Here is a 12898-nt window from a genome sequence, read left to right as displayed (position 1 = left end):
GCCCGGCGCGCCACGAGGGCCACGCTCGCCGCGGCGAGCGGCAGGGCCACCGGCCCCCATACCCACGCGCTCGACAGGTCCGCCGCCATGTCACCCCGCGACGCCGCCGCCCGGGCCGTCGTCCTCGGGCAGGTGCGCCTTGCCCGTCTCCTCGTGGAGCCGCCGCGCCAGCAGCAGCGAAAAGCCCGTGGTGCTCACCGACACGACGATGCCGGTGAGCACCAGCGCGGAGGGCACCGGGTCTGGCGGCTCCACGCGCCGCCCCACGGCCACCAGCACCAGGAAGATGCCGCTGCCCAGGAGGTTGGCGGCCAGCAGCTTGCGCACCAGGTGCTCCCGCGCCAGCAGCCCGTACAGGGCCACGGCCACCACCGCCGCCGCCGCGCCCAGGTACAGCGTCACCGCGCTCACCGTGGCGCCTCCCCGCGCCAGGTCCCCGGCACGTCCCGCCGTCCGGCGAAGAGCACCGCCAGCACCAGCGCGATGGACACCATGGCCGCCACCTCGATGAGGACGATGAGCCCATAGGCCGCATCGCGCGGATACTCGAGCAACCGCCCCGCCAGGCCCGCGCCCACCAGCAGCGCCGCCGCCTGGAAGGCCCCGCCCGGCAGGCGGCTGCCCACCCACAGGAGGTACAGCGCCACCAGCACCGCCACCGGCACGCCCAGCCGCGCCAGCGCCGGCAGCACCGGGCCCGCGTCCACCGGCGCGTCCGCCGGGCCCGCGGGCCTCGCCGGCAGCACGGCCCAGGCGGCCAGCCCGGCCAGCCACAGCACCCCCACCTCCAGCAGCGTGTCGTAGGCGCGGAAGTTGAGCAGCACCGCGGTGACGGGGTTCTTCACGCCGCTGTCCGGCAGGCGCTCGCGCACAAGCTCCGGCAGCCGTGTGGGCGGCGCGGGCAGCGCCCACAGGGCCCACAGCAGCAGCCCCCCCACGGCGGCGCACGGCAGCGCCACCCAGGGCCTCCAGGCCATCGGGCGCTCCCGCGCGCGCCCCAGCCGGACCGCCGCGTCCAGCAGCAGCGCGCCGGTGAAGCCCGCGCTCAGCCCCGCCTCGGCCAGCGCCACGTCCACCGCGCCCAGCCGCACCCACGCCAGCGCCAGCAGCAGCCCGTAGGCGATGAACACCACGCAGGCCTGGAACACGTCCCGGGCGCAGACGGCCCGCCAGACCAGCAGCGGCAGCGCCAGCGCCAGCAGCGCGTCCAGCATCAGTCCCGCGTCCATGGCCGCTCCCGTCCGGACGCCCGCGCCGCGAAGCGCCCCACCAGTTGCCCCGACGCGGCGCTCGCCACCAGCGCCAGGACCCACACCACCAGCACCTTCAGCGCCGCGGCCACGGACTCCGCGCGCAGCAGCAGCCCCAGCGCCACCAGCCCCAGCCCGGCCCCGTCCGCCTTGGACACCGCGTGCAGCCGGCACAGCACGTCCGGGAAGCGCAGCAGCCCCACCGTCCCCGCGGTGAAGAACAGCGCGCCCAGCACCACGAGCGCGGTGGAGAGGACGTCTCGCGCCAGCGCCATCATGGCCGCTCCTCGGGCGCGGCCGGTGGCCGGGTGATGAAGGTGGCGGTGGACACCACGGCCAGCACCACCAGCACCAGCGCCACGTCCCGCAGCGGCCCACGCTCCTCCGCCTCCGCCAGCAGCAGAAGGATGGCCACCCCCGTGGTGCCGAAGAGGTTGGCGGACACCATCCGGTCCGCCGCCGTGGGCCCGCGCAGCAGCCGCCACAGGCCCACCAGGACGTTGAGCAGCAGGACGACCGCCACGCCCAGGAAGAACGCGCTCATGGCCGCGGCCCTCCCACCGGAGCGACGCCGAAGATGGCGGCCACGCTCCGCTCCAGCGCGCGCAACTCCTCCAGCGCGGCCTCGCGCGCGGGCGCTCGCGCGTCCAGCAGGTGCAGCGTGAGGCGGCCCTCGTCCAGGTCCACCCCGAGCGTCCCCGGGATGAGGCTGCCGACGCTGGAGAGGAACACGCGCGAGGGCAGGCCCGGCAGCCACACCGGCACGTCCAGGTACCCCGGCGACACCGGCGGCCCCGGCCGAAGCGCCCGAAACGCCACGTCGACGCTCCCGGTGAGCGCCCGCCGCGCGAAGCCCGGCAGGAAGCGCAGCAGCGCCCACCACCGGACTCCCGTGGGGCCCGGTGGAGACAAGGCCAGGCTCGCCGCCAGCGCCAGCGGCACCGCCACCAGCCCCACCCACAGCCCCTCCGGATGGGCCTCCACGAGCACCGTCCACAGCACGTACAGCAGCGCGCCCCGGACAGCGAGGGTCCACGCCCGGCGCGGGCCTCGGAAGCTGTGGGCTTGGGGAGAAGGCATGCGGTGGCACCCGTGGCGCCAATGAGTCGGCATCCCACGCCCCTCGCGGCCATCGTCCCGCGGGGCCACCCGCTGTCGGTGGCCGTCCCGCACACGCCCTGGCACGAGGCACGCGGGCGCAGCCCCCTCCGCAAGGGACGCTCCCCGCGCCAGCCGCGCCTTCAGTTCGTTGGCCTCAACCCGCCACGGCCGCGTGCCGAGCTGTCAAGGCGCGGGACGGCCACCGAGGAACTCAGTGCCGGATTCGACGAACGCGATGGGATTGCCGAATGGATCGACCGCATAGAACAGCGTCTCGCCCCACGGCATGTGCTCGATTGGCGTCACCGCGGTAGCGCCAGCCGAAAGGCACCGCTCGCGGAGGGCGCCGAGGTCCCTGGTCGAGAAGTACACGTACTGGAACGGATGTGGGCGCCAGGTCTCGCCGTGTTCGGCGGCATCGCCATCCTCACGTGGCGAGTAGCATGCAAGCACGGCCCCGCCGGCGTCCGCAGCGGCGAAGTAGTGCCGGCCAGGGGAGACGCGCTCCCCGGGAAGGCCAAGCACCTGAGCGTAGAAGCGTGTTGCCTGCTCGATGTCGGCAACCGGGAGGATGATTCGAAAGAGCATCATCGGGGACTCCAATCATTCATGGGTTCGACGGCGCATGGCCTTGGGCGGGCGCCGGTGCACCGCGTCCCGCCCCGCCTCACCCTCCGGAGAGCCCCTCTCGAAGCGCCCCGCCGGCACCCGCTTCGCCGTCCCACAGCCCCCCATGAGCAGCAGGAGGACGACGCACGAACGGTCCGAGATGAATGTCATCCGGAGAACTCCTGGTCGAAGAGGACCCCGCTGGCGGGCAGCGGCTTCAGCGGGCATGTTCGAATGCGACAGTCCGAGGGTCCAGGAGAATGACACGGACCCGCGGCGCCGCCGGATGCGTCGCGAGGCGCCAAGCCTTCAAGACGCGGAAGTCCCGCGCCAGGCCATTGACCTGATGTGCGGGAGCGGGATAGCGCGCCCAGTCCCACTTCCGCTCAAAAGGAGCGCATCTTGGTCCGTCGACTTCTTCCCTCCCTCCTGCCGCTGCTGCTGCTGGCCTCCACGGCCGCGGCGCAGACCACCCCCACCGCCATCACCTTCGATGGGTATTGGAACGAGACGCCGTCGGTGGAGTTGATTCCCGTGGGCGGCGCGGTGGTCGTCAACTACGACACCAGCCGCCTGCCGCAGTGCCGGGGCACCACCTCATCGGGCGACCCGACCTGGACCATCACTGGCCACGTCCAGGTGAACCGCGGCCCGGTGGTGAGCTTCTGGGTGGCCGGCCACGCGCCGGACGGCAACCCCTCCCAGCGCACCCTGCATCTCCCCGCGGGGTTGAGCGGCGCCCTGGTGATGTGGTTCGACATCTCCAGCCAGGGCTGCCAGGCCTGGGACTCCAACTACGGGAGCAACTACCACTTCCCCATCGGCGCGCCGACACTCTCCTTCAACGCGAACTGGGACGAGCCCGTGGCGGGCACGCTGCGCGCCGGCCAGGAGTTCATCGTCAACTACGACGTGGCCCGCCTGCCCGAGTGCCGCGCCACGTACAACGGCCCGGCCTGGGCGATTGTCGCGCAGTACCGCTTCGACAATGGCCCCATCCAGGAGACGGTCGTCACCGGCTCCGGCAGGTCCGTGCCGGCGGCCATCACCGCTCCGGCCGGCGCCCGCCACCTGGAGATGTGGTTCCGCAACACGGACCGCAGCTCCTGCGTGCGCTACGACAACAACTACGGCTCCAACTATCACTTCGCAGTGGAATGAGCCGCACCGGCTGATAGCGGCGTAAGGATGAAGCAAGCAGCCGGAGGCTGTTGGGCGTAGTCGCCGCTTGGCGAGCTGCGCCTTGCCGGAGCGCTCGAAGGAGTCGGCGCCCAGGTCCTTGTAGGGAAGTTCCTGGCGCGGCATGTGGTGGGCGGCCGTGAGCATGGATTCGGGGTGCGCACCAGGCTCCGGGTCCAACTGTTCGACGGGCTCACCTGCACCCATGACGCGCCAACCTCTGTGCCTACGCCACGAACAGGCTACCGCGTTACATTCCTGTGGGTCGGGCGCGCAGCCCGGTGGTAGCTGTTCGGAAATGTCGGGACTTTTGTGGCGTCAAAACCCCCGACATTTCCGAACAGCGAGCTACGGGAGTGACTCCGGCCCCCCGCCGCCAGGGGGCCCCTGAGATGGCCGCGGGGTCCGTTCAGCATGAAGTCCGCAACGGAGGTGATGGCATGGCATCCGCGCGCGCCGTGCGCTGACGAGGTGCCCCGCGCGCATGCACTCCCACGCGAACCGCTCCGTCCTGCTGTCGCTCCTCCTGCCCTGCCTGGCGCTCGCGCAGCCCCTGGACGACACGCCGCGGAGGACACGCCCACCGCGGCGGCGCCGCCTCTCAGTTCATCTGCGCTGCGCGATGAGTCGTGAACCTCGCTCGCACTTCACTTCGCGCTACTCGACGAGCACGAGAACGACTTGCTCGGTGGTGTTGCCCGCCGCGTCCGTGGCCCGGACGAGCACGACGTTGTGCCCGGGGTTCGACAGGGTCACCGTGTTGGTCGCGACATTCGTGCCCGCGCCCACGTCGGTGCTGTTGACCCAGTTGACGGTCACCCGCACCGGGCTGAGGTCCGTCACCTCGGAGCGCACCTCCACCACCGGGGACTGGGGCTCATCCGGAGCCGGGGACAGGACGCGGAGGATGGGCGCGGTGCGGTCCACCGTCACCTCCCGGCTCTGGGTGGTGATGCCGCCATCGACGCTGATGACGGTGAAGGTGATGAGGTGAGGAAGGCCGCCGAGCGCACCATGGCCAGGCGCCCAGCCGCCAGGGACGTGGCCCGGCGAGGTGGCCGAAGCGACCCGAGCTCCCCGGTCTCGAAGGGCTCCCGAGGAGCCCGTGGGAGGCTGACGGGAGTCCCTGGTGACGTGTGGCTGGGAGAGCGCGGGTACGCTGCGGGAGTTGCAACGACGAGCAGCTCGTCGCCTTCACGCGCAGGGGAAGAGGGGTGTGCCCCTCCTGTAGCGTGCATTGCCGCTAGCGCTCTTCGGCGGCTACGTCCTGCCAGCGGCGCTCGGCGGCGAGCGCGCGGGGCCGTCCAAGCCCGGCCCGAACACACAAGCACAGGCCAGTCTCACCGAAGCGAAGGTCCGCACAATGCGACCGCCAATGCCCTACACATTGCACGCAGATTTGATGGGAATGAAATCGACACCATCAAACCTGGGCTCATCGTCCTCATCGTACATGTGGTCCAAAACGCTATTATTCACGATCAACATGCCCTGACTCTCAGCAAGCCTGAACAACAGGGCACCATTTGCGCGTTCTGTGTCAATCACCAACTCCTTGAATTCATAGCCCGTCCCGCCAGGGCCTTCGTAAGTCGATTTATCAAGATCTGCGCACGCAACCCTGCCCAACACATTGACCACCTTGTAGGAATCCCAAGCCTCACCGGTGACTGGATTTCTGAGTATCGCCTTGAACGTCTGCATGTTGTCTACACCGGCGTGGCGAAATGCATCCACCAGACGATCAGAAAACAACGGCATGAAGCTGGCTACAAAGTCCGCAGGGGGGTGTGCGCCGGTATTGTTCACGAGGAACTCAACGGGCTCAGGCACTGGCACCGTAATCAAATCACCAGCCTGAAAGCCAAAAGCACCATCTGGTACTTTCGGCCATTCCATGACGCCGTGTTTCTGTCCAATCTCTACTTCAAGCTCGAAGTACATAGAGCTCCCTTCACGTGTGTGCTCTGCTGAACCTCATTGCTTCATTTTCATAAAGCGCCCACTGCCCTACGGCTGTCACGGTGCAGGACGGCCACCGAGGAACTCGGTGCCGGATTCGACGAACGCGATGGGATTGCCGAATGGGTCGACCGCATAGAACAGCGTCTCGCCCCACGGCATGTGCTCGACGGGCGTCACCGCGGTAGCGCCAGCCGAAAGGCATCGCTCGCGGAGGGCGCCGAGGTCCCTGGTCGAGAAGTACACGTACTGGAACGGATGTGGGCGCCAGGTCTCGCCTGGGCAAGTACGAGAACGAGTTCGCCAGCATTGAATGACGGACCACCCCGAGCGGCTGCCACAACTCGGCACAGGTGGGGCTCGCGACCATGAAGTGCCGTACACGCTGAGGTATGACCTGAGCCATGAGCGCGTCCTCGAGAAGAAGTGCGACGCGGATTGCGTTGGTGGTGAGGTGGCGGGCAGAGGCGCCTTGATGGAGAGCGTCATTGCGCGCGATGCGGACCAATTCACGGAGCTGCTGGGGGGGCAAAGTCGGTCTGCGGCGTCCCGGTGCCGCCTACGTTCGTCGCCACCAACTGGAAGAACAGCGCCGATGCTTCATCGACCTTGGCAGCCATGGGTACCATCGGTGCGAACGTACCACAGCGTCTCCTTGGACAATCCTCCTCTTGAATGAGGGCCGAGAAGCGCGTGCAAGCCGACCGACAATGAAGACGTCCTAACCAGGGTCCAAGGACCAGGTGCCTTCTTCCCAGCGCTTCAACGCCTCGGAGGCCGCGAGGAAACAAGGCCCTCCCCCTGTGCTGCATCCTTCAAGACGGTTTTGGCCTCCTCCGTTCCATGGCGAAGGAGGAAGGCCGCCGCCTTGACTCGAACGTCCATGCGAGGATGCATGAACAGAGCTGCGAGGGCATCCCTCCCAGGGTTGCCATACGCGCACAGCTTGTCGAATGCCGCGTTCACCATCTTGGCGTGCTTGTTTCCGGTCTTCGCGTCTCCCCGACAAATCGCATCGGTCTGGGCTGCGGAGTGCTGAGCGAATGCCTCTACGAGCTTTTCGAGACTCACTTCCGGACTCCCCAAATCCCCTTCCGCACCTTTTCGATGGCCTACAATCCAAACTGGCGCTGGGCCTCACAGGACTGCGTGCTCAACCACCGTCGCACCGTCAAGCTCCTCGAACCGGTGATTTCCTGTTGAATCGAGGAGTAGAACCCGCTCACGCGCGTGTGCAGTCCTTCCTCCAGTGGGATGACGTTCTCGGTGTTGTGGATGGCACGGGGACCGAATCGCTCCACGTTGCCAGGAGTCTGCTCGACGATGTGGTGCCACTGCTTGCCTGGCCCCGCTGAGAGCCCAAAGCACTCTTGAGGCCGCCGAACGAGCCCCAGGATCTGAAGCCGGCAGGATTGCTCCCCGCTGCGGATCCTCCTCCGACCATGCGCTGGGCGGCCATGGCGACCGCCGTGGCAGGAAGGGAAATGATGACGGCGCTTCCTACGACGGCCACCGCACGCACCTGTCCTACGTTCGACAGGTTGATGCCTACGCCTGAAGCCCCTGCCACCGCTGCCTCCGTGAAGCGGGGCAACATCGACAACCGCGAGGCCAGCCACGCGGCGCCCCCGGTCATGCCATGGCTCACCACCACGGTGACCGCGAGGACGAAGACGCGCGCCACCTCCGGGCCGACCCTGTTGGCGAAGCGCTGACCGGCCTGCTCCAGTTCCACCCACGTCGTGGCCAGGTCGGCGGCCCCCTTCAACTCCCGGCTCGCGCCCACCACCTCCAGGAAGGTCTCCACTCCCAGGTAGATGAGCAGGACCGCCGAGACGATGGCCGCCGCCTTGGTGAACACCGGCTCGGGGTTGGCCGCCAAGACGGCCCAGGTAACGAGGCCCGTGGCGATGACGGTGTAGAAGAGTTGGGGCGCCAGGGTCTTCTCCACCGCCCTGGCGATGGACTCCTTGAGGGGCGCCAGTGAGAGGCCCAAGGCAATCCCCAGCTTGTCCCACTCACCCAAGCCCATTCCGTCGTCGAGCAAGGAGAGGCAGTGGTCCCTGCGCTGGCCCGGCTCACAGATGCCGCCGAAGCTCTTGCGCATCAGGCGCTGCCATCGACTGTCCGCAGCGTTGCCGGAGTGGGAGGCGCGCACCAGCCAGCCTTGCCGCGGAGCACGAAGCGTCAGGGGCACCTCCAGCACCAACTGCCCCAGCGCCTCCTCGAATGTTTCCGCGTCCACCTTCACGGACTTGCTTGAGGAGGATGGCCTGTACTCCAGGGGCGAGCCTTGTCCCGTGTCGAGGGGGACGACACGCGGCGAGGCGCACGCATCGAGGATGGCGAGGAGTAGGACCACGACGCTCAGACGGATCGCCATGTGACGCTTTCAAAGCGAGGAAGACTCCAGTTTACGGGAAGGCCACCCCAGAGACGATGATGTTCAGGGTCGCACCTTCATCCGACAGCAGAGAGTGATGCTGCCCTGCATCTGCACCATGGTGTCGCCGGTCCGGAAATCTTCCTTCTCTGGTGGGATAAGGACCGAGGAGAGGGCTTCGTGAACGCCGTGCTGAGCGCCGTGAGGAAGCTGATGGCCTCGCCGCTCACCCGCGGGAGGATGGCGGCCGTCGCATTCGCGTTGACTGAGAGGGCGCCTCCACCTCTCCCGCTGCGATACTTCGTCGCGCCACCGTGTCTCTCCGGGTCCACTCCAATGAGCCGAAGACGGTACCGGGGGGCGCCAGGGCCCTTCACGCACGCCTGGCGAACGGACACGAGACACCTGGCGGGCCGCGCCGCAGTGAAGGACGGCGCGGCCCGCGCAACTTCACTTCGCGCTACTCGACGAGCACGTGGATGACCTGCTCGGCGGTGTTGCCCGCGGCGTCCGTGGCCTGGACGAGCACGACGTTGTACCCGGAGCGCGACAGGGTCACCGCGTTGGTCGCGACATTCGTGCCCGCGCCCACCTCGGTGCTGCTGACCCAGTTGACCGTCACCCGCACCGGGGAGAGGTCCGTCACCTCGGAGACCACCTCCACCACCAGGGACTGGGGCTCATCCGGAGCAGGGGAGAGGACACGGAGGATGGGCGCGGTGCGGTCCACCGTCACCTCCCGGCTCTGGGTGGTGATGCCGCCATCGACGCTGATGACGGTGAAGGTGATGAGGTGGTGGCCCTCCGCGAGGTCCACCCAGTTGAAGACGAAGCCACCGCCGCTGTCCGGGGTGAGGCGCCGGGGCGGCCCGCCGTCGATGGACAGCAGCACCGTGCTGATGGCCGCGCCACCGGGGCTGGCAGTGGCCCAGCCACAGGCCTTCACCTGCGCGGCGGACGTGTAGCGCGGCGGTTCGCACATGGTGAACCCGGGCGGGGTCGCGTCACGGGCCACCACATGGATGGCCGTGGTGCAGGAGGCGCTGTTGCCCGCCGCGTCCGTGGCCGAGTACGTCACCGCCGTGGTGCCCAGGGGGTAGACGCCAGCCGGTGGGCCGCTGACCGTCGCGCCGCACGCGTCGGAGACGGTGGCCTCCGCGGGCGTGACGAAGGCGCCCTCCGCGCCCGTGGCATCCACGATGCGCTCGGCCGGGCAGGTGATGACCGGCGGCGTGACGTCGACCACGGTGACGGTGGCCGTGCAGGCGTCGCTCGCCTGGCCATCGGAGACCGTCAGCGTGACGGTATGGGTCCCCACGCCGAAGGGGCCAGCGGGCGTCTGGGTGATGGAGAAGGGGCCGGGCTGGTGGTCCGGGTCATGGCTGCCGTCGTCCACGCTGGCCGGAGCGCCGCAGGCCGTGGCCTCCGCGTGGAGGGTGACGCTCCGGCAGACCGCGACGGGCGGCGCGTTGCTGGAGCAGGCCAGGCTGACGGGCGCGCTGCCGCCGTTGTTGGTCTCCACGCACTCCGTCTCGCGGCCGGTGCCAGTGCCATCGTCATCCGCCACGGCCCAGAGCTCGGCGGTGCCTCCGGGGGCGGAGGCCAGCGCGAGGGTGGCGACCGCGCCATTGCCCGCGGAGAGCACGGAAGGGACAGTGGCCACGCCCAGCAGCGTGCCGCCCGCGTCCGGGTTGCCCTGGTAGAAGGCCACGCGGAGGCCGGCGGAGACGGCGGCGTCACCCTGGTTGTAGACGTCCGCGTTGAGGCGAAGGGTGCCCGTCGTCGAGTCGCAGGTGGTGGAGACCCCCGTCACAATCACGTCGGCCGCGGCGTAGGGGCTGGTGACGCCCGAGCCCTGGCTGTTGGCGCGGAAGGTGTTGAGGCCCGGGGTGCGCCAGTTGGCCACGGGGTGAGCGGGGATGGTGCCGTCGTCGTTGACGTTTGTGACGGAGTACGCGTGCTGGTTCCAGATGCGGCGCGTGTTCACCCAGCCGTCCTCGCGGTCGCGGTACACGCGGATGCCGGCGGTGCCGACGAAACCATAGTTGTTCGAGGCGACGACAATCTCCGCGTTGTCATCACCGTCCACGTCGACGATGAGGGGGTTTTCGTAGGTCGTCCCGGAGGAATGCGCCACGTCGAAGCGCACCGCGCCCGTGGCGCCATCGTAGACGCGCAGGCGGCGCTCGTCGCCGTAGACGACCTCGGCGCGGCCATCGCCCTCGAAGTCGAACGTGGACGAGCCTGTCACGTTCGAGCTGTTGTCCTGGGTGACGCTGGACCACTTGACCGCGCCGTTCGTCTCGAAGACGGCGTAGCGCGTGGCGCCGGCCACGCCAATCTCCGGCTGCCCGTCGGCGTCGAAGTCGGCGATGTTGGGCGCCCCCCCATGCCCTCCACCGGGGATGCTCTGGGTCCAGAGTAGCGTGCAGTCGTCATCCAGCAGCGAGACGCGGCCCGACCACACCACCACCACCTCGCCGTGGGAGTCGCCATCGAAGTCCCCCACCCCGGACAGACCATTGCCGATGCTCGTGTTGCGGCACTTGAGCGTGCCGTCATGCCGGTAGATGGCCCGGCCGTTGACCACCTCCTGCAGTCCGTCACCGTCGATGTCCGCCGCGAACGCGAGGGGGCCGACGGGGCCACCCATGCCGTCGACGCCCACCCACTTCAGCGCGCCCGTGTGGCTGAAGACATGGTTGCCGTTGATGATCTCCACCAGGCCATCGCCCTCCAGGTCCGCGAAGGCCACGCCGCCCCAGTTGTTCGCGGGGATGGAAGTCCGGAACTTGAACGCGCCTGTGTTCTCGAAGCAGAGGATGCCGTTGCCGCTCTCCGGAATGGCACACAGCTCCACCAGGCCGTCTCCGTCGATGTCCGCGCCGGCCACGCTCGCGGCGCCACGCACGCGCAGGGCCGGGTCCGTCACCGTCCACAGCTCCGCGCCGTCGGCGCCGCTGATGGCTCGCAGCACGCCGTTGGTGGTGTAGTTGGAGCCCACGAAGGTGCTGAAGACGATGTCCGGGACACCATCGCCATTCACCTCCACGACGATGGGCGTCATCATGACCTGGACGTGGGTCGGCAGGACGGGGCTTCCGCTCCAGGCCCACTCCAGCTCCGGCTCGAAGTTGGGGTTGAAGGGTGGCTGGACCTGGCACTCGCCGTTCGCCTCGGCGGCGTTCTGCCCCAGCGCGTCCTGCTCCGCGGGGCCGCTCTCACCACACGCCGTCAGCGCCAGCAGCGCCGCGACCGACAGCCGGATGCCCCCCCACCTCGTGTTCTGCTTCATCGCTACCCCCTCAGGGCCTGTCTGGGATGACAGGGCTTCGTGAGGGCCCCGGGTATAGATTGGCTTTGCACATTTGCAACTGGGTCAAAACTGAACTCAGCACGAATGTAATTCAATGCAAATACAGGAAATTTAAGTTTTTCAAGGAAATGTCGCAACCGGCGAGGCCGGCTTCCGTCCATGCGGGAGGGGCCGAAGCGGCAGGCGTGCCGTGGGCCCCAGGCGCCCCTGAATCCGGCGCCTTCCTCTGGAACGGGAGAAGTGCTCATGAAGAACGTGTTTGCCAGCCGCCTGCTGGGCGGACTTGTCTCGGTGTTGCTGGTCGTTGGCTGTGGTGTGGCACCGGCGGGAGAGGAGCCCGCGCCCGCGGTGGAGTCTTCCGCCGAGGGGCTGACGCTCGAGCGCGCTCCTGCCGGTATGCAGGGGACGTTCTCGCATGACGGCTCGCGGGTCGAGTTCCAATCACAAGCACTGTCCGCCGACGCCGTGCGGCTGTTCGTCACCGTGAACGGCAAGCGGTTCGACTTCGAGATGGACTTCAGCGATGGCGTGCTGAAGAGCGACGGGCATGAGGTGGTGTTGAGCGCGCAGGATCGCCAGGCGCTGGCCACCTTCGGATTCTCGCTGGGCAGCCACCTGATGCAGGAGGGCGCGCCGCTCCGGCACGAGCTGCTCGTGGCCGTGCAGGCCGAGTACTGGTCGGAGTCGCCGGAGGGATATGTGCACCGGGCCAAGGTCATGAACGCGGACGTGAGCGCGATGAGCAATGGGAATGACGGCATCGCCTGCATCACCAAGGGCAGGACCTACACGGCCGTCTACGACCGCGGCACGGCGGGCGCCATCACGTCCAAGACAGTCGTGGCCAACTCCAACTGGGGTCCCAATGTCTGTGGTGGTGGCGACTACAACTGCATGGGGCGCTGCGGTCCCGGCTGCGGCTGGGGCGCGCCCAGCGCGTACACGCTGGACTGCCTGGACCACGACACGTGCAGCCACGACCTGTGCTCCTCCGACGGCGCCTCGGACGTGAACTGCGGTGACGAGTTTTCGAATGCCCAGGATGACTGGTCCCTGGGTGTGGCCCGCGGCTGTTTCGGCTGAGCAGACACTCCTTGG

15 protein-coding genes are annotated in these 12898 nt (G+C 68.6%); 2 read left to right on the top strand and 13 right to left on the bottom strand.

The window, feature by feature from the left end:
- Positions 1–90: 90 nt before the first annotated feature.
- The 7 genes from HV824_RS23615 to HV824_RS23585 all read right to left on the bottom strand — a co-directional run bounded on the left by HV824_RS23615 (position 91) and on the right by HV824_RS23585 (position 3131).
- A complete protein-coding gene (locus HV824_RS23615; RefSeq protein WP_176420720.1) occupies positions 91–411 on the bottom strand; it encodes an NADH-quinone oxidoreductase subunit K in 321 nt (106 codons plus the stop codon).
- Positions 408–1229 carry a hydrogenase subunit MbhD domain-containing protein gene (locus tag HV824_RS23610; protein WP_176424279.1) on the bottom strand — a complete coding sequence of 274 codons (822 nt, stop codon included), beginning with the start codon at positions 1227–1229 and terminating at the stop codon, positions 408–410. The genes HV824_RS23615 and HV824_RS23610 overlap by 4 nt, the downstream gene beginning before the upstream one ends.
- A complete protein-coding gene (locus HV824_RS23605; RefSeq protein WP_176420718.1) occupies positions 1214–1528 on the bottom strand; it encodes a monovalent cation/H(+) antiporter subunit G in 315 nt (104 codons plus the stop codon). Before HV824_RS23605 ends, HV824_RS23610 begins: the two co-directional genes overlap by 16 nt.
- Positions 1525–1794 (bottom strand): monovalent cation/H+ antiporter complex subunit F, encoded by a 270-nt coding sequence (locus HV824_RS23600; RefSeq protein ID WP_163786957.1) that lies wholly within the window; start codon positions 1792–1794, stop codon positions 1525–1527. The genes HV824_RS23605 and HV824_RS23600 overlap by 4 nt, the downstream gene beginning before the upstream one ends.
- A complete protein-coding gene (locus HV824_RS23595; RefSeq protein WP_176424278.1) occupies positions 1791–2330 on the bottom strand; it encodes a Na+/H+ antiporter subunit E in 540 nt (179 codons plus the stop codon). The genes HV824_RS23600 and HV824_RS23595 overlap by 4 nt, the downstream gene beginning before the upstream one ends.
- Before the next feature lie 204 nt (positions 2331–2534).
- The gene (locus HV824_RS23590; RefSeq protein WP_176424277.1) at positions 2535–2942 is read right to left on the bottom strand and encodes a VOC family protein; all 408 of its coding nucleotides are present in this window, start codon (positions 2940–2942) and stop codon (positions 2535–2537) included.
- Between the two features lie 12 nt (positions 2943–2954).
- Positions 2955–3131, bottom strand: a complete 177-nt coding sequence (locus HV824_RS23585; RefSeq protein WP_176424276.1) for a hypothetical protein — start codon at positions 3129–3131, stop codon at positions 2955–2957.
- Positions 3132–3362: 231 nt separating this feature from the next.
- Between HV824_RS23585 and HV824_RS23580 the strand changes: the two genes are divergently transcribed.
- Entirely contained in the window at positions 3363–4121 is a 759-nt protein-coding gene (locus tag HV824_RS23580; RefSeq protein WP_176420714.1) for a DUF6209 family protein, read from the top strand.
- Between the two features lie 675 nt (positions 4122–4796).
- On the opposite strand, the gene HV824_RS23575 is transcribed toward HV824_RS23580, so the two are convergent.
- From HV824_RS23575 to HV824_RS23555, 6 genes are all read right to left on the bottom strand, one after another.
- The gene (locus HV824_RS23575; protein ID WP_176420713.1) at positions 4797–5066 is read right to left on the bottom strand and encodes a hypothetical protein; all 270 of its coding nucleotides are present in this window, start codon (positions 5064–5066) and stop codon (positions 4797–4799) included.
- Between the two features lie 453 nt (positions 5067–5519).
- Positions 5520–6083 carry a DUF1629 domain-containing protein gene (locus tag HV824_RS23570; RefSeq protein WP_176424275.1) on the bottom strand — a complete coding sequence of 188 codons (564 nt, stop codon included), beginning with the start codon at positions 6081–6083 and terminating at the stop codon, positions 5520–5522.
- Positions 6084–6158: 75 nt separating this feature from the next.
- Positions 6159–6590 carry a VOC family protein gene (locus HV824_RS38255; protein ID WP_368738098.1) on the bottom strand — a complete coding sequence of 144 codons (432 nt, stop codon included), beginning with the start codon at positions 6588–6590 and terminating at the stop codon, positions 6159–6161.
- 273 nt (positions 6591–6863) lie between these two features.
- A complete protein-coding gene (locus HV824_RS23565) occupies positions 6864–7172 on the bottom strand; it encodes a DUF2019 domain-containing protein (protein ID WP_368738097.1) in 309 nt (102 codons plus the stop codon).
- 151 nt (positions 7173–7323) lie between these two features.
- Positions 7324–8484, bottom strand: a complete 1161-nt coding sequence (locus tag HV824_RS23560) for a hypothetical protein (RefSeq protein WP_255208280.1) — start codon at positions 8482–8484, stop codon at positions 7324–7326.
- 460 nt (positions 8485–8944) lie between these two features.
- A complete protein-coding gene (locus HV824_RS23555; RefSeq protein ID WP_176424274.1) occupies positions 8945–11779 on the bottom strand; it encodes an FG-GAP-like repeat-containing protein in 2835 nt (944 codons plus the stop codon).
- 267 nt (positions 11780–12046) lie between these two features.
- Between HV824_RS23555 and HV824_RS23550 the strand changes: the two genes are divergently transcribed.
- Complete coding sequence (locus HV824_RS23550; RefSeq protein ID WP_176424273.1) at positions 12047–12883, top strand: hypothetical protein; 837 nt, start codon at positions 12047–12049, stop codon at positions 12881–12883.
- Positions 12884–12898: the final 15 nt, after the last annotated feature.

This window comes from Myxococcus sp. AM009, assembly GCF_013372605.1.
In the GTDB taxonomy this organism is placed as follows: domain Bacteria; phylum Myxococcota; class Myxococcia; order Myxococcales; family Myxococcaceae; genus Myxococcus; species Myxococcus vastator.
The sequence above is the reverse complement of the archived record's forward strand: the minus strand, read 5'-3'. Positions and strand labels throughout refer to the sequence as shown.

What these genes read in the sequence shown, in the direction of transcription:
- HV824_RS23605 (WP_176420718.1), bottom strand. Translation starts at nt 1,528, where the DNA reads ATGATGGCGCTGGCGCGAGACGTCCTCTCCACCGCGCTCGTGGTGCTG.
- HV824_RS23555 (WP_176424274.1), bottom strand. Translation starts at nt 11,779, where the DNA reads ATGAAGCAGAACACGAGGTGGGGGGGCATCCGGCTGTCGGTCGCGGCG.
- HV824_RS23595 (WP_176424278.1), bottom strand. Translation starts at nt 2,330, where the DNA reads ATGCCTTCTCCCCAAGCCCACAGCTTCCGAGGCCCGCGCCGGGCGTGG.
- HV824_RS23610 (WP_176424279.1), bottom strand. Translation starts at nt 1,229, where the DNA reads ATGGACGCGGGACTGATGCTGGACGCGCTGCTGGCGCTGGCGCTGCCG.
- HV824_RS23570 (WP_176424275.1), bottom strand. Translation starts at nt 6,083, where the DNA reads ATGTACTTCGAGCTTGAAGTAGAGATTGGACAGAAACACGGCGTCATG.
- HV824_RS23600 (WP_163786957.1), bottom strand. Translation starts at nt 1,794, where the DNA reads ATGAGCGCGTTCTTCCTGGGCGTGGCGGTCGTCCTGCTGCTCAACGTC.
- HV824_RS23585 (WP_176424276.1), bottom strand. Translation starts at nt 3,131, where the DNA reads ATGACATTCATCTCGGACCGTTCGTGCGTCGTCCTCCTGCTGCTCATG.
- HV824_RS38255 (WP_368738098.1), bottom strand. Translation starts at nt 6,590, where the DNA reads ATGACGCTCTCCATCAAGGCGCCTCTGCCCGCCACCTCACCACCAACG.
- HV824_RS23590 (WP_176424277.1), bottom strand. Translation starts at nt 2,942, where the DNA reads ATGATGCTCTTTCGAATCATCCTCCCGGTTGCCGACATCGAGCAGGCA.
- HV824_RS23560 (WP_255208280.1), bottom strand. Translation starts at nt 8,484, where the DNA reads ATGGCGATCCGTCTGAGCGTCGTGGTCCTACTCCTCGCCATCCTCGAT.
- HV824_RS23550 (WP_176424273.1), top strand. Translation starts at nt 12,047, where the DNA reads ATGAAGAACGTGTTTGCCAGCCGCCTGCTGGGCGGACTTGTCTCGGTG.